The following is a 21,059-nucleotide window of genomic DNA, read 5'->3' on the forward strand; positions in this document are numbered from 1 at the left end:
CACGTCACGTTGCACGGCTGCTTGCCGGCCTGGGCCACGACCAGCCGATCGTGCTGTTGCCGAGCACCGGCAAGACCTCGGCCGAGGCCGCTGCCGGCCTGGGGTGCGATGTGGCCCAGATCGCCAAGTCGATCCTCTTTCGCCGCGCCGCCGACGACACCCCGGTGCTGGTCATCGCGAGCGGCATCAATCGCGTCGACGAGAAGAAGGTGGCGGCACAGGTCGGCGACCTTGCCCGCGCCGATGCGCGTTTCGTCAAGGAGAAGACAGGCTATTCAATTGGTGGCGTCAGCCCGATCGGGCACGTCGTGTCGCCGCTCACGCTGATCGACGAAGACCTGCTCAAGCTCACCAGTCTGTGGGCCGCCGCCGGGCACCCGCATGCCGTGTTCAACCTCACGCCGATGCAGCTCGTGGCGATGACGGGCGCGCCCGTCGTCGACGTGGCGCTGCGCGACTGAGCGAACGCTTCCCTACGTCACCCCAAGGCCATCATGACCCTGCCCGCGTCCCCTGTGCCATCGCCCTGCACCAACATCTGCCGCATGAATCCAGCGACGGGGTGGTGCTCTGGCTGCTGGCGCACGCTCGACGAAATTGCCGCATGGTCGACGATGGCCGAGGACGACAAGCGCCACATCTGGTCGCTGTTGCCCGCACGACGTGTCGAACACGAACCGCCGCCGGTGCAGTATCGCCGCGTGATCGCCAACGACCCCGGCTCGGGCAACGCATGACGCGCCCCGACGCATAACGCTTTCAATACCGCATATGGGAAAAATCGTTGCCATTGGTGAGACCTTCGCCGCCACCCACCATTTTTCGCCTGACTCGATCCGCGAATTTTCCGCGCTCGCACACGACTTCAATCCACTGCACCACGACGCGGATTACGCGGCCGCGGACCTGCGCTTCGGCGGACTGATCTCGTCGGGCACGCAGCAGATGTCGTATCTGGCCGCCCTGCTCGCCACGCACTATTCGAAAACGGCCCAACCGCTCGGGCTTGAATTCGACATGAAGTTGCGCCGCGCCGTGCACGCGGGCGACGACATCACCGTGCGCTGGACCGTGACCGACAGCCTGTGGAAGGACAAACTCGCGGGCGACATCGTGTCGCTCGACGGCGAGGCCGTCAATCAACGCGGCGAGACAGTGATCGCCGCCACGGCCAAGATCCTCGTGAGCGCCAAGCCGGCGTGACACGCCGCCAGCGCCCTGTGTTCCCTCTTATGCCCCTACGTCCATGACCTCGCATGCCCTGCCCGCCGGGCTTCGCGTGTTCGAGCGCGGCTGGCTCTCCTCGAACAATGTCCTGTTCCTCGGCGACGCGCCAACACTCGTCGACAGCGGCTACGTCACGCATGCCGAGCAGACGCTCGCGCTCGTCGCGCACGCGCTGCCGCATGGCCAGTCGCTCGAACGGCTCGTCAACACGCATCTGCACTCCGATCATTGCGGCGGCAACGCGGCACTTCAAGCGCGCTACGGTTGCCGTACATGGGTCCCCGCCGCCGATGCCGACCCCGTGCGCCACTGGGATGCACGGCGTCTGTCGTTCGAAGCAACGGGCCAGCAGTGCGCGCGCTTCACCTTCGACGACACCCTCTCGCCCGGCGACGCGATGACGCTCGGCGAGCGCGAATGGCTCGTTCTCGGTGCCCCGGGCCACGATCCGCACGCGCTGATGCTCTACAACGCCACCGACGGCATCCTGATTTCCGGCGATGCGCTGTGGGAACGCGGCTTCGGCGTGATCTTTCCGGAGCTCGACGGCGAGTCCGGGTTCGCCGAACAGGCCGCCGTGCTCAATCTCATCGAGCAACTCGATGTGGCGCAGGTCATTCCCGGACACGGCAAACCGTTCGGCGATATCGACGGCGCACTCGCCACCGCGCGCGCACGCCTCGACTATCTGCAAAGCGATCCGGCACGCAATGCGCGCAACGCCCTCAAGGTGCTGATCGTCTTCCGTCTCATGGCCGAGACGGAGATGACGGGCACGGTGCTCAAGGCCACCCTCGACACCGCGCGAGCCTGGCGCAGTGCGGCCGCGATGCTTGCGCCGCCGTCGGCCTGGCCCGACCTGCTCGACCGCCTCGTCGCGGAACTCGCCAAAGCAGGCGCCGTGCGCTACGAGCGTGAGACGGATACGTTGTACGCCGTCTAGGCGCACCGGGCTTTCGAGATCTTTGAAAAAACAACGCCGCTTGCCAGTCACGGCAAGCGGCGTTTGAGGACGTGACGTGCCGGACGAACGTTGCGGTCGCTAACGCGGCGCCCGTCCTGTGGCGTCTTGATGCTGACGCCGCTTGGCACGCGCTTTCATCCTAGTCGCGACGCCCTAGTCCCCCAAGGGGACTTTCCCTGATACGCGCGCGAATTCCCTCCACGGAACCGAAGCTTTCTTCGAGTGCCCGCTCACCGGACGACGAACGATTCCCCCTATAATCGAACGATCGTTCGCGAAATTAACCCGCTGCGAATTGAGCGCCGACGCAATGATGTCGTTCGCCGAACGTCCTGCCCGAGGAGACTTCATGGCCCTTCCCAAGATTCTGCAAAACCTGGCGCTGCCTGTCGTGGCGTCGCCGATGTTCATCGTGAGCTACCCGGAACTGGTGCTCGCACAGTGCAAGGCCGGGATCGTCGGCTCGTTCCCCGCGCTGAACGCGCGTGAGCCGCAAATTCTTGAAGACTGGCTCTCTCGCATCACCGAGGAACTCGCCGCGTATCAGGCGGCGAATCCGGACGCCATCGTGGGTCCACTCGCCGTCAATCAGATCGTGCATCAGTCGAACCAGCGCCTCGAACACGACGTGCGGGTATGCGTGGAGCATCGCGTGCCGATCTTCATCACGAGCTTGCGCGCGCCGCCCAAGGAGGTGCTCGACGCAGTACACAGCTACGGCGGCATCGTACTGCACGACGTGATCAATCTGCGCCATGCGAACAAGGCGCTCGAAGCCGGTGTGGATGGGCTGATCCTCGTCGCCGCTGGGGCGGGCGGGCACGCGGGCATGCTCTCGCCGTTCGCTCTGGTGGGCGAGGTGCGCAAGATCTTCGACGGCCCGATCGTGCTCTCCGGCGCGATTGCCAACGGCGGCTCGGTCCTGGCTGCCCAGGCCATGGGCGCCGATCTCGCCTATATCGGCACGCGGTTCATCGCCTCGTCGGAAGCCAACGCCAGCGACACGTACAAGCAGGCGATCGTCGAGGCGAGTGCCAACGACATTATCTACACGAACCTGTTCACCGGTGTGTCCGGCAACTACATTCGACAGAGCATACTGAATGCCGGCCTCGATCCCGATGACTTGCCCACGGCCGACAAGAGCGCCATGAACTTCTCCAAGGCGAAGGCATGGAAGGACATATGGGGTGCGGGTCAAGGGGTGGGATTGATGGACGATATTCGTCCGACGGCCGAAATCATCGCGCGTCTGAAGCAGGAATACGAGGACACGCGCAAACGACTGGCCTGCTGAGAGCGCAGGCTCGCGCCAAGCGCCAAGCGCCTTATGGTCTCGGCGCGCCGCGGTCCGACGAGCCGGCTGAGCAACGCCTGAAGATCGACGATGCGCAGGCCGTCGACGCGGAATGGCTTGCCGCCGCTCACGGATTTCGCATCGAAGGCGAGCGCGCATATCTTCAGGGATACGAACAATCATTGCCGCCAGAGTCGATTCAGGGCGGACAGCAGCATCAGTGGATAACGGCCAACGGTCGCCAGTACCTCGGCGGTGAATCCGGCGATTACCACGTGACGCCCGGGCAACGCGCCGGCGCGTAACTCGCGCCGGCCTGCCGTCCGCTCGACCGGCGGTCAATACGTATATACGCCGCGCCCGGTCTTGCGTCCGAGATACCCGGCGGCGACCATTTCCTTGAGCAACGGGCACGGACGGTACTTCGAGTCCGCAAATGATTCGTAGTAGACGTTCATCACGGACAGGCAAACATCGAGACCGATCATGTCGGCGAGCGCCAACGGTCCGATCGGATGATTGCAGCCGAGCTTCATGCCTTCGTCGATCTCTTCGGGCGACGCCAGATGCTCGGCCAGCACGAAGAAGGCCTCGTTGATCATCGGCACCAGGATCCGGTTGACGACGAAGCCCGGCGCGTTCTTCACCGTGATCGGCGACTTGCCGAGTCGGCGCGCGAGGGCATCGACACGCGCATGCGTCTCGTCGCTCGTCTGCAAGCCGCGAATGATCTCCACGAGCGCCATCAGCGGCACCGGGTTGAAGAAGTGCATGCCGATGAATTGCGTCGGCTTGGCGACCACGGCGGCAAGCTGAGTGATCGAGATCGACGACGTGTTGGACGCGAGAATCGCACTGTCCTTCGTCGCGCCCTCGAGCTGTTTGAGGATCTTGACCTTCAGATCGAAGTTCTCTGTGGCCGCCTCGATCACGATGTCGGCGTCGGCCAGCGAGGCGTAGTCGGTTGAGGTCGTGATGTGCGCCAGTGCGGCTTGCTTGTCGGCGGCCGTGAGCTTGTCTTTTTTGATCAGGCGATCGAGGCTGCCGGCAATCGTCGCCACGCCTTTCTGTACGGCGGCATCGCTGATATCGACCATCGTCACCGGCAGCCCGGCCACCGCACAGGCCTGTGCAATGCCGTTGCCCATGGTGCCTGCGCCAATGATGCCTACGTGTTGAATCGTCATGTCGTCTCTACTCCGTTTGTGCTCGGGGGATGGCGGGAATACCGTCTTGCGCGGTGCACAAATCATAGCGCGGACCCGTGGATTCGGTGACACATGAAACCGCTCTGCGAAACGACGCTGACGCGGGCGTGTGATCTGCCGGGCGTGTCGGTGTCGGCATCCACATCCGCAAACAATGACATCGCGATCGACCTGACGAACGAAGGGGGCAGACGCGCCCAATCGGCGTCTGCCCCCTTCGATGATTCCTTCGGCACGCGCATAAAGTCCGCGTGCGCGGGGAATGTCAGAACTTCATGCGAACGCCGCCGCCGAAGGTATCGCCACCCGAGAGCGTGCTCACCTTGTCGTTCATGTACGCGGCGTAGACATCCGTGCGCTTCGAGAGTGGGTAGTCATAGCCGAGCGCCCACGTCTTGCGGTTGACGTTGCTCGCGCCAGAACTCTTCGTATAGGCATACGACGCGAGCACGCTGCCGTTGCCCAGCGGCACCGACACGCCGAGTTGGCCACCGTTCTCCGACACACCGCCGCCGGCGATGTTGTTGCGGATGTACTGATACTGACCGAACAACTTCACCACGTGCAGGTCGTACGTCGCCCCCAGTTGCACGGCCTGCTGGCTGCGAAAGCCCGTCATGCCGGCGAGGTCGTCCGGTTGCGAATCGAACTTCACCTGCTGGTAAGCGACGGTCGCCGCAAACGGACCGTTGAAGTACAACGCCGACGCGCTCCACTTGTTCTGCCCCGTCTCACCGGCCTTGTTGCCGAACGCATACGAGACGCTGCCCGACAGCCCCTTGAAGTTCGGCGTCGTGTACATCACCGCGTTGTTCCAGCCGGAGTCGCCCACGATGCCCTGACCGGCCACGCCGATGTACGTGTGGAACACCATCGGACTGAAGGTGTACGAATCGACGAACGGGTTGAACAGGATGGTCGAGACGAAGTACGACGTGGTGAGACGGCCGAGAGTGACCGTGCCGGCGGTGTCCGACGACAGACCGACGTATGCGTTGCGCGAGAACATCGAGTCGCCCTGGAAGCGGCCGTATTGACCGTTCTGCGGACGGAAGAAGTCTTCCAACACGAACACGGCCTTCAGGCCGCCACCGAGATCTTCATTGCCCTTCATGCCCCAGTACGACGTCGACATGCCGCCGCCGCCCTGCGTCCAGGCGCGATCGCTTCCCGGGTTCTTGACTGCGCCCATCCAGGCGTCGACCTGACCGTACAGCGTGACGTTCGATTGTGCGAACGCCGGCGCGCTCATGCATGCGCCCAACACGAGTGCCCCGCCAATGCCCTTGGCCATGCTCCGCTTCATTCACTTCTCCTTGGTTTATGTCTTTTGTGTGCCCGTTCCCGGTGTGCACGGGAGCGGCCGGCGCCCGCTGGCGAAGCGCCTCCCTGATAAACGGCCGTGATTCTCGCACAGGCTCGCCATGCGCAGATAGGCCGAAACGTCGAGAAAAAACGCACCACACGACGTGGCCGGGAAATGGTGGGGAGACAAAATTCAGCCGACCATCCGCGCCAAAGTTAGTCTCGGTATAACGAAATCGATATGTCCCTTACATCAGCAAGTTAGCGATTGCTCACATTCGCCGTGATGTCGGGAAATAATGGAGGCGTGGGACGCGTGATTGGCAGACGTTGCTGGGAATGGGCGAGCGTATCCGATGTTGCACATGTGCAACGCCTGGTTCGTCCGAGGACATCGGAGGGGAGGGGAAAAACGGGAAACGGGGACAGCAACGCCGGCGCGGAACCGCGCGCGGCAACAAGCGTCAGCGACCGCGACGGCCGCCACCGCCACCGCCACCGCCGCGCGACCCGCGTGGCTCGCCTTGCGGCGAGTATTGGCGCTCACGCGGCTCCGCCGGGGCCGCCCAGTTCGGATAGGCCGCCTGACCGCGACCGCGATCGGCGCTGAAGCGGCTGATGTCTTCCCGCAGCGATGCCTTGTTCAAATCCAGCATGTCGCGCCCGCGCCCGCCCCCTGCCCAGGCAGGATAGGCACACACAAGCAGCAACAGGAAACAGTAACGAAGTCGGGCACTCATTTGGGTTCAGCCATCGCACCCGGCCCTAAGGTGGGGCCGGTTGGCACGAGACGCGGACGGCACCGGTGGGTTGCCTGTGCGCCATACGCCTCAAGAATGACTGTACCGGGTCGGTCGAATGAGCGTCGACCGAAAAGATGTTAACGCGTGGCGCGGTCTGCAACCGTTTGTAACGGCAGCATCACGGTGGCGCCAGACGCATCGCCAGCCCCGTTCGGCGGGACTGGGCGCGCCGCCCAGCCGCCGATGGCGAGACGGTGTTCAACCTCGGCAACGGTAACGTACCGCTTACTTCTCGATCTGCTTTTCGACGGACAGCGAGATTTCTCGCAGGCGCTCGCCGCGCGACGTGATCAAGTCCTGTGCCGTGACGGTGAAGTTGACCGGATGCGCATACTTCCGGCTCGCGCTCTGCCATTCGGCGGGCAAACCGGCAGCGTTTGTCGTGGTCGTGCGCAGCGTGGTCACGCCCCGGGTGCAGCGCGAGACCTGCGTGGCGAATCCCTGCGCCTCGCGGCGCAGATCCGCCGGCGTGATCTTCTGGTAATCCCAGACACATTCGTAAGTCGGTGCGAGACCCTTTGCCCGGAATACCTTGCAGTCGCCGCCCGGTACCGAGTAGGTCGCCTGATAGCTTTCGCCGCGGTCGTTCTTGGCCGCAAGCGGGCCGGAGATGTTGTCAAAGCCGGTCTGCGCGCTCTTGGCCAGCATGAGGATACCCTCGCACTGGTCGGCGGCGATCGCCGACTGCGCCGCACAGAGGCAGGCAAGCAGGGTCCATCGTTGTAGAGAATTCATTGCCATCATTGGAATGTTCGACTGGGGCCCGGCGTCGTATCGCGCGATGACGATGCGGAAAGCCACATGCCTTGCGATTACGTCGTGAATGGTGACATTAGACCCCAAAGTCGGCGCGGACGAAACCGTGGGCATGAGGGAAATCCTGTGTCAATTCGGGCGCTTGCCTACCGAACGGTTCGCGCCTGGCGCCCCCTCATCCGAAAAGTCGATTCGCTTACCCGCGCGCGACCTATACTCAAGGGGCAGTCAAACTGCATGGGCGCGGCCGGGAACTGGAAACGGTTCAGTGCATGACGGCAATGCCTTCCGGTGCCAAGTCTACTTGGCCCATACCATGCCGCGCCGGTACACGCGGCTGGCGACGCCCCGATGGGGCATCAACCGGCGGCTCAGTCCGCCGGTTTTCATTGGGTCGTCGCGCGCCACCTATTCCCTGCCGCCGTCCGGCGCGGGATCGTCGGCGCCTCATGCCGACGGATTAGGCGAAAGTGCGGATTTCGCCCGTTGCAGTCGTCTGCAACTATCAAATCACTAGACCAATATTCGCCGGGCACGCAACTTCGGGAAGTCAACGGAGTGTTTGTGGATACCTGTACGTTATCGGCAATACTTGGCTTGCCGCGCGCACGCATGGTCGTGCGTTACGCGGGGTGAACCATGGGACACCCGACCCTTCCCGGCCGTCTTCGCCCCGGCACGCCAGACCCTGACATTGCGCTGGCGCATGACCCGTCGTGCCTGATGGAGTGCGTTCGCGGTCACGGCGGCACGCTGGCCCACGTGCTCGGCGCCCTCGGCACGTTCCGCTCCCGGCACGGTCATTGGCCCCGCCGCCTCTATCTCTATCCCGAGACCCTCGCCGCGCTGGTGCAGGATCTCACGCCACTGGGCTTCTACCGATGTCAGCAACGGCTCGACATCGTGGCGGACCTGGAGCGCGACCTGTTCTGTGCCGACGAAAGTGGCAACGTGTCGATCTACCGCATACAAGCCACGGTGGACCCGGTAGGCATTGACGCGGCCGCCGTCTGGCTGGGCCTGGCGCCACCGATGGCCGGCAACGCGCACGGCCCGGACGACACGCCACGTTCGTTGGCCACACCGAAACCACCCCGCTGACGACGACTTCCAAACCGCGGACAGCTGTCACGGCGCTATCGCATTGCGTGGCTAGTCTGGCCTGCCGCCAAGTACCGGCACCTTCATCTGACTGTTGAACCGCAACCGGACCCCGTCGCCTTGCGCGGGGCGATCTCACCTCCGCACCTTTTTCGTCGGAGAGATGTCATGAACCGAACCGCGATTGTTCTGGATGGTTTGATGCTGCTTTATCTCGCTGCGGCAACGGTCGTCGGCGTGCAATCGAGCGCCGCCGACGGGCATGCACTGCTCGCCAGCGTGCTTGGCGTGCTCCTCGCGCTTTGCGTGCTGGCGCTGATCGCCGCCCCGTTCTATGTCTCGCTGGTCGTGCTCGTGGCGCAATCCGAGCGGCATCTGCGGCTGGCGACGTGGCTGCATCGTGCGATGCTGGCGATCATGGTGGCGTTGACACTCGTCTCGCTGCTCGCGCGCGACACCATCGAAGTCTCCGCGCCCCTCTTCGCGCTGGTTGCGCTCGTGTGCATCGTCAATCTCGTGGCGCTCTCGCGACGGCGAAACCATTTCGAGGCCTTCCACCTCTTCGAGCATTGACGCCGCGCCTCGCCGCCCCGGCCCCCTGTCCTGCCACGGCGCGCCGTCTCACGCGACGACCGGCCGTCTCATCGCCTCAATCGCTCCGCTTGAGGCCGCCGCTGAGGGCTTGCGTCGCGTCGGCTTCGAACGCCGCCACGTCACGCACCTTCAGGCGTAACCGCAGCGTGACGGCGTCATCGTAGCCAGCGTCGAGCACCTCGGCGCCATGACGCTCCGCCAACCGGCGCAGCGTCGCTTCGTGGGCAAAGGTGCAGCGGTAGCGCGGCTCGGTCGTCGGCTCGACCGCCGTGAGCGTGGCGAGCTTGAGCGCTTCGCTCACCGCCTGCCCGTAGGCACGGGTCAGGCCGCCCGCGCCCAGTTTGATACCGCCGTAATAGCGCACGACGACCGCCAGCACATTCGTCAGGCCCTTGTGCATGAGCACGTTGTACATGGGCTTGGCCGCCGTGCCGCCCGGCTCGCCATCGTCGTCGAAACCCGACGCGCCCTCGCACAACAACACCCAGCAATAATGCGTGGCGTTGGGATAACGCACGCGCAGCGCGCCGAGTTCGCGCATGGCCGCCTCGCGCGACGTTACCGGCATGACGATGCCAATGAACCGGCTCTTTTTGATGTCCAGCTCGGTCTCGACCGGCGCTGCCAATGCATACATACGGCTATGGTCCCCGGGCGCCTTACAGGCGCACCTCGCCGCGCGCGAGTTCGATGACGTTGCCGCCCACCAGGATCCGACGATCCGCCGTGACTTCGAGCGTCAACCGGCACGGTCGCTCGATGGCGTCGCCCTGCGACACGCGCGCGCGCACCGGCAGCGGATACCCTTGTCCGATCAGCCAGCCGCCAAGGTTGGCGCAAGCGGATCCCGTGCCCGGGTCCTCGCTCACACCGCCGCCCTGCGTCGTGAAGAAGTAGCGGGCCGTGACCTGCAACTCGCCGCCCGTCTCCTCGTCGATGGAAAACACGTAACCCGTTTTACGCTCCAGACTCGAGAGCGGCCAGCGCTCCAGACGCGCGCTGTCGGGTTGCGCCCGCGCGACCGCGTCGGCGTCGCGCAGCGGAATCAGTAGTTGATCGGCCCCGGTGTCGACCCATTGGGGCGACTGTGCGAGATCGTCGCGCCCCAGCCGCACCAGCGCCGCTATGTCGGCATCGGCCTCGCTCGCAGGCTTGATCTTCGGCTCGCCCGACGACGGGGCCGTGAGCGTCCAGTGATCGCCGCTCGCCTGAACCGGCACCAGGCCGGCGGCAAATTGCAGCGTCACGCGGTCACCCAGGGCGCGCATGGCACGCAGCACGTGCGCCGTCCCCAGCGTGGGATGCCCGGCAAAACGCATCTCGTAACCGGGCGTGAAAATTCGCACGTGCGCATCGGCCGTCTCGGAGGGCAGAATGAACGTCGTCTCGGACAGATTGAACTGTCGCGCCAACGCGCCCATCTCGTCGTCGCTCAGCCCGCGCGCGTCTTCGAAAACGCACAGCGGATTGCCTCCGAAGGTCGTCTCGGCGAAAACGTTGACGATACGAAATGCATAGGTGCGGCTCATGACGAATCTCCAGTGGGGGCGGGTCGGACGACTGCACGGCCCTCAAGCCATGCGCGCACAAGTGTCCGATAACAGCCTGCCGTGCCTGCTCGCGCATTGGCCGGCCAGCTTTGGGAAAGAAGGTCCGTAGTCTCGCACATCGCGCACCGGCACGCGCGCCAACGCCCGCGCTTTCGGTCGTATGAACCCCACGCATTAAGAATCGTCCACCTCGCGCCCGGAAGATCGGCGATTGTCATCGGCCTCAATTGTCACCTATAACGCGACAATTATTCCACAATCAAGCGGATTGTGGTTTCTCGCCAGGACTCTAAAATGACATTCATCGAGGCCAACCCAGCCTCTCAATGAAACGACGAAGACACAGGAGCCCATCATGCTGGACATCAGAAAAGCTGCAGACCGAGGCGTTGCCAACCATGGCTGGCTCAACTCGCGCCACACGTTCTCGTTCGCGAATTTTTACGATCCCAAGCAAGTCGGCTTTTCCGACCTGCTGGTGATCAACGACGACCGCGTGGCGCCGGCGCAAGGCTTCGGCAAGCATCCGCACCGTGACATGGAGATCTTTTCGTACGTGCTCGAGGGCGCGCTCGAACACAAGGACACCATGGGCACGGGGTCGGTGATCGAGCCGGGCGACGTGCAGTTGATGAGCGCGGGACGCGGCGTGGCACACAGCGAGTTCAACCACTCGCCCACCTCGCCGGTGCACTTCCTGCAGATCTGGATCGTGCCGAATCAGGCAGGCATTGCGCCCGAGTATCAGCAACAGCGCTTCACGCCGGAAGAAAAGCGCGGCCGACTGCGCCTGATCATCTCGCCGGATGGCAGCGACAACTCGCTGCACATCCATCAGGATGCGCGTGTGTACGCCGGTCTGTTCGACGGCGACGAGTCAGCCACGCTCACGCTTGCGCCGAACCGCTACGCCTATGTGCATGTTGCACGCGGTGGCGTGAGCTTGAACGGCGTGGCGCTGGCGGAAGGCGATGGAGTGCGCGTGCGCAACGAAACCGCCCTCACGCTCTCGCATGGCAACGACGCGGAAGTGCTCGTGTTCGACCTGCGCCCGGTGGAAACGCCTGACTTCTAACGCGCGGCAGCGCAGACGCACCGTACGGCGGCTTTCTCGCCTTGCGGTGCGTCACGCGTTCAAGATGGGCAACGATGCCCGCAACGTTTGATCAGGATCAGCCCCCTTCTTCGGCGTGCCACTATTGTGAAGAGATTGCAAATCCGATCTTGGGGAACGCGCCGTGTCGATTCTCGCCAGTACCGCCAGTCAGGACACGACCACTCGCCCAACAACGGCGCAGATGTGTGGACGAGTGTGCGCGGTGCGTGGCGCGGTCGTTGACGTTGCGTTCGAGACGAGCGACCTCCCCGCGGTCGATAGTGCGCTATGGATCACCCTGCGAGGCGGCTCGCCGATCCTCGCGGAAGTCCAGTCACACACCGGCGAGCGCACGATACGCGCGCTTGCGTTGCACGCGAGCGCAGGTCTCGCGCGTGGCGCGGCGGTGCGTGCCACCGGAAAGCCCATCGACGTGCCCGTAGGAGACGCCGTGCTGGGCAGGTTGCTCGACGTCGCCGGCACGACGCGCGACGGCGGTGAGCCTTTGTCCGAAGCCATCGAGCGCCGACCCATCCATCGCGCGCCGCCGCCCCTGTCATCACAGCGCGGCACGACGCGCCTGTTCGAGACGGGAATCAAGATCGTCGATTTGCTGGCCCCGCTCGCGCATGGCGGCAAGGCGGCCATGTTCGGGGGCGCCGGCGTCGGCAAGACCGTGCTCGTGATGGAACTGATTCACGTGATGGCCGCGCAGTATGGCGGAATGTCCGTGTTCGCCGGCGTCGGAGAGCGCTCGCGCGAAGGGCACGAAATGCTGGCGGACATGCGCGGCTCCGGCGTGTTGCCGCGCGCGGTCCTCGTCTATGGGCAGATGAACGAGCCGCCCGGTGCCCGCTGGCGTGTGCCGCTCACCGCGGTCACGATCGCCGAGTATTTTCGTGACGATCGCGGCCAGAACGTACTGCTGCTGATGGACAACATCTTTCGCTTCGTGCAGGCGGGCGCCGAGGTCTCGGGGCTGCTCGGACGCATGCCTTCGAGAGTCGGCTATCAGCCGACCCTCGCGAGCGAAGTTGCGGCCTTACAGGAGCGGATTGTGTCGGTGGGCAATGCGGCAGTCACGGCGATTGAAGCGGTCTACGTCCCCGCCGACGACTTCACCGACCCTGCCGTGACGACGCTCGCATCGCACGTCGACAGCATGATCGTCTTGTCGCGCTCGCTCGCCGCCGAGGGCATGTACCCCGCGATCGATCCGATCGCGTCGTCGTCGATCCTGCTCGATCCGCTCGTCGTGGGTGAGACGCACGCGGCGGTCGCCAACGAGGTTCGGCGTGTGATCGAACATCAGCGCGAACTGCAGGACGTCGTGGCGTTGCTCGGCATCGAGGAACTCGGCATCGACGATCGTCGTGCCGTGCAACGCGCGCGCCGATTGCAACGATTTCTTACGCAGCCGTTCACGGTCACCGAAGCCTTCTCGGGCCAGCCCGGCCGATCGGTCGCGCTCGCGGACACGATCGCCGGCAGCAAGGCGATTCTGGCGGGCGAGTGTGACGACTGGCAGGAGAGTTCCTTATATATGGTCGGAACGCTGGACGAGGCACGCGCGAAGGAAGCGCGCAGCAAAACGGCGACGGCCGGCGCTACGTGAGAGGAGGCCTCGCCATGACAGCGCGTTGCTTCACGCTGACAATCACCACGCCATCCCAAATCGTCGTCGACCGACTGGCGGTCTCGTCCATACGTGCCGAGGACGACAGTGGGGCCTTTGGCGTCCACGCCGGACACGCGGATCTTGTCACGCTGTTGAGTGCCTCCGTCGTGCGCTGGCGTGGGGAAGATGGCAGCGAGCATTACTGCGCGATCGACGGCGGTGTGCTGGTCGTGTCGGGCGGCACCGACGTTTCGCTTGCGTGCCGTGAAGCCATTTCGGGGACTTCGCTCGATCAGCTCGAAGCGGAAGTGCGCCGCGCGCGCGCCGCGCAACTCGACGCGATGCGGCGCGCGCGCGTCGAGCAGACACGGCTGCATGCGCAGGCAGTACGTCAGATGCTGCGCTATCTCCGGCCTCCGCCCAAGCAGGGAGCCGCGCAATGACATCCTGGCCACCTACGGGAGACACCGAGGGGAAAGACGGCGATCGCGTCGCGCAAGCGGCGAAGCGCGCTGCGAGCCACGAGCAGATCGCGCGCGCAAACCCGGAGCCGTCGCTTGGCGTGCGGCTCGGACAGATTGGGATTCTCGGCTGGACGATCGTTCTACCGATACTGCTCTGCCTTGCGCTCGGGCATTGGCTGGACCGCATTGCCGGCACGCGGGTACTTTTTGCGGCACCTCTGGTGATGATCGGCGCGGCCATCGGCCTATGGTCCGCATGGCGCTGGATGCATCGGCAGCAGAGGAGAGATCATGATTGACCTGAACCTATGGCCGTGGGGCAACACCATCATGCTCGCGACCGCCGGGGTCGCGTTGGGGCGGCTGGCTGGCGCGCTGCATTTCACGTCGCTGCACTGGGCCGTGGAGGGCTTCGCACGAGGCCGCGTGACGCATGCGCTGGGGATACAGTTGGCGCGCCTCGCACTCACCGGCGCGGTGTTCGTAGGGCTGTCGAGAATGGGAGCGCTCGCCCTGTTAGGCGGGACCGGCGGCTTTCTCTGGGCGCGTGGCGTCGCGCTGCGAAGCCGGGGGGTGGCACCGTGATTCACGCGCCATTCATCGCGGAGCCGCTGCTACGAGCGGGACCTCTGATCGTCACGGCGCCCGTGGTGGTGACGTGGGCGATCATGGCCGCGATGGCGGGCGCCTCGCTGCTGCTGACCCGCAAGCTGTCCGTCATGCCGTCGCGCGTGCAAACCGCGCTCGAACTGCTGGTCGGCACGCTCGACACTGAGATTCGCGCGACGATGCAGACCGACCCCGCGCCGTACCGTTCGCTCATCGGCACCTTGTTCCTGTTCGTCTTGATCGCAAACTGGTCGTCGCTCATTCCGGGGGTTGAACCGCCGACCGCGCATCTGGAAACCGACGCCGCGCTCGCGCTGCTCGTGCTTGCCGCGACGCTCGTGTCCGGCGTGCGCACGCGTGGCATTCGCGGCTACCTTGCCACCTTCGCCGAACCGGCGTGGGTGATGATTCCGTTGAACGTCGTCGAGCAAGTCACCCGAACGTTCTCGCTCGTGGTTCGCCTGTTTGGCAACGTGATGAGCGGCGTTTTCGTGGTCGGCATCGTGCTGTCGCTCGCCGGGCTGCTCGTGCCCATTCCGCTCATGGCGCTCGACCTGCTGACCGGCGCGGTTCAGGCATACATTTTCGCGGTGCTCGCGATGGTCTTCATCGGCGCGGCCGTCGGCAAGTCAGGCGTTTCCGTTCACGACAAGCCTAAAGGACAGACATGAGCCTCATTGAAATCTTCAGCATCGTCGCGGCGGCACTGGCCGTGTCGTTCGGCGCGATCGGTCCTGCGCTTGCCGAGGGCCGTGCGGTCGCAGCCGCAATGGATGCCATCGCCCGCCAGCCTGATGCGGCGGGCACGTTATCGCGCACACTGTTCGTCGGGCTTGCCATGATCGAGACCATGGCGATTTATTGCCTTGTCGTCGCCTTGCTGCTGTTGTTTGCGAACCCATTCGTGAAATAGAGCGCGCGATGAAACTCGACTGGTCGACGCTGGCACTGCAAACGATCAACGCGCTCATTCTGGTGTGGCTGCTCGCGCGCTTTTTGTTCCGTCCGGTCGCGAAGATCATGGCCGAGCGTCAGGCCAGTGCCAATGCATTGATGAGCGACGCGAAGGCCGCAAAGCTCGCGGCGCAGGCCGAGCGCGATGCAGCGCAGGCCGAACGCGAGCAACTTGCCGCACAGCGAGCACAGACGCTCGCGCACGTCGAGAGCGAAGCGCAAGCGCAGCGCGCGGCGCTGCTCGCCGCGGCGCAGGAAGACGCGTCTCGGCTTCGCGCCCAGGCTGCGGCGGAAATCGCGCGCGAGCGGGCGTCGCAGGCCGACGCGGCGGCGGCGGAAAAGCTGCAGCTCGCCGTCGACATTGCCGCGAAGTTGCTTGATCAACTGCCCGATGGCATGCGCGTGACGGCGTTCATCGCCGGACTGGCGAATGGCGTTCACCTGCTGTCGCCGGCCGCGCGCGCAGAAATGGCCGAGGACGCGTCACTGCGGCTCACAGCGCCGCGCGCATTGACGATGGATGAACGTGCGGCGTGCGCCGCAGCGCTCGCCACCGCGCTCGGGCGCCGCGTCGAATTCACTACCGAGGTTGATCGAGCGCTGATCGCAGGACTTGAGTTGTCGGGCACGCACGGCGTAGTCCGCAATAGTTGGCGAGATCGGTTGGCACAGATTCATGACGGGTTGCTTCGCGATGACGGCCGCCAACGCTGATGTCAACGACGACCCGGCGGCCGACGGGTGGCTCGCCCGCCAGCGTGCCGCGCTCGCGCGCCTCACTCCCGAACCGAGTGCCGCCAGCATCGGGCGCATCGAGCTGATCGCCGACGGCATTGCGTTTCTCTCGGGCCTGCCCGACGCGGCGCTTGACGAGGTTGTCGAGATCGAGTGCGGCGCACGCGGATTCATTCATTCACTCGACGACACCACCGCCAGCATTGTGCTACTCGACGGCGACACGCCAGTGCGGGCCGGGATGCATGTCGTTCGTACCGGACGCGTGCTTCACGTACCCGTTGGCGATGCGCTGCTCGGACGCGTCGTCGATCCGCTTGGCAGACCGCTGGACGCAGGCGATCCGCCCAAATGCGAAGCGCGCCTGCCCGTGGAACGCCCGGCGCCCGCAATCATCGAGCGCGACGTCGTGCATGAGCCGCTCGAGACAGGTGTACTGGTCGTCGATGCGCTCTTTGCCATCGGACGCGGCCAACGTGAGCTGATCATCGGAGACCGCGCAACTGGCAAGACCTCCCTTGCCATCGATGCAGTCGTCAATCAGAAGCATAGCGACGTAATTTGCGTGTATGTCGCGGTCGGGCAACGCTCCACGGCGGTGCAGCGCGCCATCGATGCCGTGCGCGAGCACGGCGCGCCCGAGCGCTGTATTTTCGTCGTGGCATCTGCGGCAACGCCGCCCGGGCTGCAATGGATCGCGCCGTTTGCGGGCTTTTCGATTGCCGAGTTCTTTCGCGATCGCGGCCAGGACGCGTTGATCGTGATCGACGATTTGACAAAGCACGCGGCAACGCATCGCGAGCTTGCGTTGCTCACGCGCGAGCCGCCCGGGCGCGAGGCGTATCCCGGCGATATTTTCTACCTGCACGCGCGCCTGCTCGAACGCGCGGCCAGGTTGTCGGCAGCGCTCGGCGGCGGCTCGCTGACCGCGCTGCCGATCGCCGAGACGCACGCTGGCAATCTGTCGGCGTATATCCCGACGAACCTGATTTCGATCACGGATGGACAAATCGTGCTTGACGCTGCGCTTTTTGCCGCGAATCAACGGCCCGCAGTGGATGTCGGATTGAGCGTGAGCCGCGTCGGTGGCAAGGCGCAGCGCGCGGCACTGCGCGATGTCGCGGGCCGTTTGCGGCTCGACTACGCGCAGTTTCTCGAACTCGAAATGTTTAGCCATTTCGGCGGTCTTGCTGACGCGCGCGTCAACGCGAAAATCGAGCGGGGCAGGCGGATCCGTGCGCTGATCACACAACCGCGCTTCAGCGCATTGCGCGTGACCGACCAGATTGCGTTGCTCGCGGCCCTGGATGAGGGTGTCTTCGACGGCATCTCGCGCGACGTCACCGCCTGGGTTCGCGACAAACTGAAGCGCGCGGACGAGGCGGCTCGCGATGCGGCCGCTGAGGCGTGGCCGTTGTCCGCGCTCGACGACGCACAGCGCAAGCATCAGGTCGAGCGGATCCGCACGCTTGTCGAACGGGCCGTGCATGAGCACGTCAATGGGAGTACCGGGCGGTGATATCGCGATGACCAGCAAGCTCAGTGAAATTGAGCGCCGCGCCGCGTCAGCGACGCAACTCGAAGCGGTGATTGGTGCGATGCGTGGCATTGCGGCAGCGCGCGAGCGTGAGGCGCAGGCTCGGCTTGCCGGTATTCGCTCGAGCGCAGCCATCGTCGGCGATGCCATCGGCAGGGTGCTGGCGGCCGTGCCTTCAGACGACGCGACCGATCCCGGAACGGCGGAAACCGGCACCCGCATTCTGATCGTCGTGTGCACAGAGCAGGGTTTCGTTGGCGGCTTCAATGAGCATCTGCTCGCGAAGGTCGAGTGCCTGAAGGGGAACGCGCCAGCCGACCTCTTCGTGGTCGGTACGCGAGGCGCGATGCTGGCTCGAGAGCGTGCATTGCCGTACGCGCTGTCTGTGCCGATGGCGTCGCATGCGGACGACGCGATGCGGGTGGCCGGACAGATCGCCGATGCGGTGTTTTCGCGTTTTCGCCATCATGCATCGTCGGCGCTTTGGCTCGTCCATGCGACGCCCGGCCCTGCCCTCGACGAACGCATCGTGACTCGCCAGCTCGTGCCGTTCGAGTTCGCGCGATTCCGACTGTCATCGCACAGGCAGGCGCCGCTCGTCAATCTTCCACTCGACGTATTGCTGACTGGGCTCACCGAACGCTATGTGTACCTCGAGCTATGCGAAGGCCTGATGCAATCGTTCGCGTCGGAAAATGCAGCGCGCCTGGCGGCGATGCTCTCGGCGAGTCATCACGTGAGGGACCAGCTTTCGACGCTCACGCGCGAGTCTCGTATCGTCCGGCAAGACGCGATTACCACTGAAATCGCCGAGTTGTCGGCGGCCAGGGCCTATGCGCAACCCTCGCCCCCCATGCAGCGTCGGTAGCGCGGGATGGGGACACGCTGGATTCCGTGCCAATCCAGCAACTCGGTGATCTCGGCAAGCATTCCATTCGTGAACACCAGGAGCGCCCAACCGCGCGTCGGTGCCCGGCTCACCGGTTCACGCGTCCCCGTCCTCGATGGACAGCGGCAGCGCGTGCGCGTCGTCGCGCCAGGCGCCATCGCCGAGCGAGCGTTCCACCACGCTCAGACAGCACGCATCGAACGCCTTTTCAATAACATCACGATCCATGCCGCGTCCGATGAACACCACTTCGTTGATGCGGTCACCCCAGGGCGCCTCCCAATTCGTCTCGATGGCGGCGCGCTGCGGATCGCCCTCGGGCGGCCATACGGCCTGATCCACGGCCGCCCACCACTGCCCCATCGGCTCCAGCGTCGCCGTATTGCCCGCGCGCGAGTACGCGAGCGCCCACGCCGGGTGACTTGCGGCCCAGACATAGCCCTTCGCACGGATCAGACCGTCGAATGGCTGCGACATGAACGATGCAAAGCGCGCCGGATGCAACGGCGCACGACGACGCAGCACAAAGCTCGTCACCCCGTAGGTGTCGGCCTCTGACACAGGCTCGCCTTCGAGCGCCTGCGCCCAGCCGGCCATTCGCTCTGCCCGCTCGGGATCGAAAAGTCCCGTGCCCAGTACGTCGGCGAGCGGTACCTGTCCGTGCTCGCCCAGCACGATGCGGGCCGACGGATTGAGACCGGCGATCAGCGCCTTGACGGCGTCGAGCCGCGCCGCGTCCACGCGATCCCCCTTGCTCACGACCACCACATCCGCAAACTCGATCTGCTCGGTCAGCAGTTCGGCCAGACGTCGCTCATCCTCCTCACCGGCCACCTCGCCGCGCTGCGAGAGCGTGTCGACACTGTGGAAGTCTTCCAGCACATGGAGGGCGTCGACGACCGTTACCATCGTGTCGAGACGAGCGATGTCGGCGAGCGATTTGCCCGCCTCATCGCGAAATTCAAACGTCGCGGCCACCGGCATCGGCTCGGCAATACCCGTCGACTCGATGAGCAGGTAATCGAAGCGCCCCTCCTGCGCCAGATCGCGCACCGCGATCAGCAAATCCTCGCGCAACGTACAACAGATGCAGCCGTTGCTCATCTCGACGAGACGCTCCTGCGTGCGCGAGAGCGCCGCGCCCGCCTTGGCCGCACCGCGCTCCACGAACGACGCATCGATGTTCACCTCGCTCATGTCGTTGACGAGCACCGCCACACGCAGCCCGTCGCGATTGCGCAGCACATGGTTGAGTAGCGTGGTCTTGCCGGCGCCGAGAAAGCCGGACAGCACGGTGACGGGCAGGCGACGGTCGGCGTCGCCGAATGCCTCGGAAGGAATCGTCATGGCAGCAAAGTCCTGTGATCTTGTGAGGCCGGCACGGCGTGCGGACGTCCCATGGCGCGCGTCACGCCCGCCCGTCCCCGACGCCGCGCGGTACGCGGCCGGATTAATGCAACCAAGTTGCAACATGACGCGATGATACTAAGGGCAATGTCATTTTGCAACTCAGTTGCAAAATGACAAGCATGCGTCGATGCAATCTGCGCGACACATTGGCGCGCGAGACGCGCCCCCTGGGAACCCGCAGATGGCTGCGTCGGTCTGCAAGGTCTGCGATACTGCGCGAGCGGCGTTGAGCGCGCCTGCGCGCTGGACAACGCGAGCGCGTCGCCAACGCGGGGCGAGCGCGTTCTGCCCTACCGCTCGCCTGCGAACACCGCCACCCTAATGTCTTCGCGGCGTATTCAAATCATTACCCAACTCGTTAGCCCACTCGATATGCGCATTTCCAAGAACGCTTCCCATGCTCCTCGTGCCACTGGCTTCCTGCGTCGCGCGACGCACGGACTCACACTGGCGGCCGTGGTCGGCCTGACCGGGCTCGCGCAGGGAGCGTGGGCCCATGCGCACGTCGTCTCGAGCGATCCGGCCGCGCAGGCGAGTGTCGCGGCGCCGAAGGCCGTGCGCGTAACGTTCGACTCGACGCTCGAAGGCGCGCTCTCGAAGCTTGGCGTCGTCGACGCCCAGGGCAAGCCGGTCACGCAGGCCAAGGCCGAACTCGACGCCTCGCGCAAAACGCTCACGTTGTCGCTTCCCGCGCTTGCCGCCGGTCGCTATCAAGCGAATTGGGTCGCCGTCGCGAGTGACGGCCATCGCACGCAAGGCAACATCAAGTTCTCCGTGAAGTGATGTCGGCCGATCTGGCCGCCGGCACTTGGCAGCCCGCCACCGCGGGGCTGCTTGACCTCGCGCTGGCACTGGCCCTCGGCGTGCTGCTGCTGCGCAGTCCGCACGCAGTGCGGCGCGGTCTCACCCTGCGCGTGCTGCCGGCCTTTGCGGCGGGCCTCG

The 21,059-nt window shown here is 65.0% G+C and carries 25 protein-coding genes; 18 read left to right on the forward strand and 7 right to left on the reverse strand.

Going from position 1 to position 21,059, the window contains the following annotated elements; genetic code table 11:
- From A985_RS24960 to A985_RS0109875, 5 genes are all read left to right on the forward strand, one after another.
- On the forward strand, positions 1-461 hold a 461-nt coding region (locus A985_RS24960), incomplete at its 5' end, for a YbaK/EbsC family protein (protein ID WP_232424581.1).
- A gap of 33 nt (positions 462-494) precedes the next feature.
- Positions 495-737: a DUF1289 domain-containing protein gene (locus A985_RS27530; protein ID WP_083902257.1), complete on the forward strand. Its 243-nt coding sequence runs from the start codon at positions 495-497 to the stop codon at positions 735-737.
- 34 nt (positions 738-771) lie between these two features.
- A complete protein-coding gene (locus tag A985_RS0109865; RefSeq protein WP_017233243.1) occupies positions 772-1,203 on the forward strand; it encodes a MaoC family dehydratase in 432 nt (143 codons plus the stop codon).
- A gap of 43 nt (positions 1,204-1,246) precedes the next feature.
- Positions 1,247-2,170 (forward strand): MBL fold metallo-hydrolase, encoded by a 924-nt coding sequence (locus A985_RS0109870; RefSeq protein ID WP_017233244.1) that lies wholly within the window; start codon positions 1,247-1,249, stop codon positions 2,168-2,170.
- Positions 2,171-2,540: 370 nt separating this feature from the next.
- Positions 2,541-3,488 carry a nitronate monooxygenase family protein gene (locus A985_RS0109875; RefSeq protein WP_017233245.1) on the forward strand — a complete coding sequence of 316 codons (948 nt, stop codon included), beginning with the start codon at positions 2,541-2,543 and terminating at the stop codon, positions 3,486-3,488.
- A gap of 338 nt (positions 3,489-3,826) precedes the next feature.
- On the opposite strand, the gene A985_RS0109880 is transcribed toward A985_RS0109875, so the two are convergent.
- The 4 genes from A985_RS0109880 to A985_RS0109895 all read right to left on the reverse strand — a co-directional run bounded on the left by A985_RS0109880 (position 3,827) and on the right by A985_RS0109895 (position 7,539).
- A complete protein-coding gene (locus A985_RS0109880; protein WP_017233246.1) occupies positions 3,827-4,675 on the reverse strand; it encodes a 3-hydroxybutyryl-CoA dehydrogenase in 849 nt (282 codons plus the stop codon).
- A gap of 286 nt (positions 4,676-4,961) precedes the next feature.
- Complete coding sequence (locus tag A985_RS0109885; RefSeq protein ID WP_017233247.1) at positions 4,962-6,002, reverse strand: porin; 1,041 nt, start codon at positions 6,000-6,002, stop codon at positions 4,962-4,964.
- A gap of 463 nt (positions 6,003-6,465) precedes the next feature.
- Positions 6,466-6,741, reverse strand: coding sequence for a hypothetical protein (locus A985_RS0109890; RefSeq protein ID WP_017233248.1), 276 nt, complete (start codon positions 6,739-6,741; stop codon positions 6,466-6,468).
- Positions 6,742-7,029: 288 nt separating this feature from the next.
- Positions 7,030-7,539, reverse strand: coding sequence for a hypothetical protein (locus tag A985_RS0109895; RefSeq protein ID WP_150562185.1), 510 nt, complete (start codon positions 7,537-7,539; stop codon positions 7,030-7,032).
- 660 nt (positions 7,540-8,199) lie between these two features.
- Here A985_RS0109895 and A985_RS0109900 point away from each other — a divergent pair.
- Together A985_RS0109900 and A985_RS0109905 are read left to right on the forward strand one after the other, a co-directional pair.
- Positions 8,200-8,661 carry a hypothetical protein gene (locus A985_RS0109900; protein ID WP_157211413.1) on the forward strand — a complete coding sequence of 154 codons (462 nt, stop codon included), beginning with the start codon at positions 8,200-8,202 and terminating at the stop codon, positions 8,659-8,661.
- A 168-nt stretch (positions 8,662-8,829) separates the two neighbouring features.
- Positions 8,830-9,234, forward strand: a complete 405-nt coding sequence (locus A985_RS0109905; protein ID WP_017233251.1) for a hypothetical protein — start codon at positions 8,830-8,832, stop codon at positions 9,232-9,234.
- Positions 9,235-9,310: 76 nt separating this feature from the next.
- On the opposite strand, the gene A985_RS0109910 is transcribed toward A985_RS0109905, so the two are convergent.
- A complete protein-coding gene (locus A985_RS0109910) occupies positions 9,311-9,892 on the reverse strand; it encodes a YigZ family protein (protein ID WP_017233252.1) in 582 nt (193 codons plus the stop codon).
- A gap of 22 nt (positions 9,893-9,914) precedes the next feature.
- The gene (locus A985_RS0109915; protein ID WP_017233253.1) at positions 9,915-10,784 is read right to left on the reverse strand and encodes a PhzF family phenazine biosynthesis protein; all 870 of its coding nucleotides are present in this window, start codon (positions 10,782-10,784) and stop codon (positions 9,915-9,917) included.
- 376 nt (positions 10,785-11,160) lie between these two features.
- Between A985_RS0109915 and A985_RS0109920 the strand changes: the two genes are divergently transcribed.
- From A985_RS0109920 to A985_RS0109965, 10 genes are all read left to right on the forward strand, one after another.
- Positions 11,161-11,880: a pirin family protein gene (locus tag A985_RS0109920; protein ID WP_017233254.1), complete on the forward strand. Its 720-nt coding sequence runs from the start codon at positions 11,161-11,163 to the stop codon at positions 11,878-11,880.
- A gap of 223 nt (positions 11,881-12,103) precedes the next feature.
- Positions 12,104-13,516, forward strand: coding sequence for a F0F1 ATP synthase subunit beta (gene atpD, locus A985_RS24970; protein WP_083902258.1), 1,413 nt, complete (start codon positions 12,104-12,106; stop codon positions 13,514-13,516).
- A 14-nt stretch (positions 13,517-13,530) separates the two neighbouring features.
- Positions 13,531-13,962, forward strand: coding sequence for a F0F1 ATP synthase subunit epsilon (locus A985_RS0109930; RefSeq protein ID WP_017233256.1), 432 nt, complete (start codon positions 13,531-13,533; stop codon positions 13,960-13,962).
- A complete protein-coding gene (locus tag A985_RS0109935) occupies positions 13,959-14,282 on the forward strand; it encodes an AtpZ/AtpI family protein (protein WP_017233257.1) in 324 nt (107 codons plus the stop codon). The genes A985_RS0109930 and A985_RS0109935 overlap by 4 nt, the downstream gene beginning before the upstream one ends.
- A complete protein-coding gene (locus A985_RS0109940) occupies positions 14,275-14,568 on the forward strand; it encodes an ATP synthase subunit I (protein ID WP_017233258.1) in 294 nt (97 codons plus the stop codon). The genes A985_RS0109935 and A985_RS0109940 overlap by 8 nt, the downstream gene beginning before the upstream one ends.
- Positions 14,565-15,263 (forward strand): F0F1 ATP synthase subunit A, encoded by a 699-nt coding sequence (locus A985_RS0109945; protein WP_017233259.1) that lies wholly within the window; start codon positions 14,565-14,567, stop codon positions 15,261-15,263. The genes A985_RS0109940 and A985_RS0109945 overlap by 4 nt, the downstream gene beginning before the upstream one ends.
- A complete protein-coding gene (locus tag A985_RS0109950) occupies positions 15,260-15,505 on the forward strand; it encodes a F0F1 ATP synthase subunit C (RefSeq protein WP_017233260.1) in 246 nt (81 codons plus the stop codon). Before A985_RS0109945 ends, A985_RS0109950 begins: the two co-directional genes overlap by 4 nt.
- Positions 15,506-15,513: 8 nt before the next feature.
- Positions 15,514-16,260 (forward strand): hypothetical protein, encoded by a 747-nt coding sequence (locus A985_RS0109955; RefSeq protein WP_017233261.1) that lies wholly within the window; start codon positions 15,514-15,516, stop codon positions 16,258-16,260.
- Entirely contained in the window at positions 16,223-17,800 is a 1,578-nt protein-coding gene (locus A985_RS0109960) for a F0F1 ATP synthase subunit alpha (protein WP_017233262.1), read from the forward strand. The genes A985_RS0109955 and A985_RS0109960 overlap by 38 nt, the downstream gene beginning before the upstream one ends.
- 7 nt (positions 17,801-17,807) lie before the next feature.
- A complete protein-coding gene (locus tag A985_RS0109965) occupies positions 17,808-18,686 on the forward strand; it encodes a FoF1 ATP synthase subunit gamma (protein WP_039830157.1) in 879 nt (292 codons plus the stop codon).
- Between the two features lie 117 nt (positions 18,687-18,803).
- Here the strand turns inward: A985_RS0109965 and A985_RS0109970 are convergent, their stop codons facing one another.
- The gene (locus A985_RS0109970; RefSeq protein WP_017233264.1) at positions 18,804-20,054 is read right to left on the reverse strand and encodes a GTP-binding protein; all 1,251 of its coding nucleotides are present in this window, start codon (positions 20,052-20,054) and stop codon (positions 18,804-18,806) included.
- A 435-nt stretch (positions 20,055-20,489) separates the two neighbouring features.
- Here A985_RS0109970 and A985_RS0109975 point away from each other — a divergent pair, with 435 nt between their 5' ends.
- Positions 20,490-20,900, forward strand: a complete 411-nt coding sequence (locus A985_RS0109975; protein WP_017233265.1) for a copper resistance protein CopC — start codon at positions 20,490-20,492, stop codon at positions 20,898-20,900.
- Positions 20,901-21,059 lie beyond the last annotated feature (159 nt).

The organism is Pandoraea sp. B-6 (genome assembly GCF_000282835.1).
Taxonomy (GTDB): Bacteria; Pseudomonadota; Gammaproteobacteria; order Burkholderiales; family Burkholderiaceae; genus Pandoraea; species Pandoraea cepalis.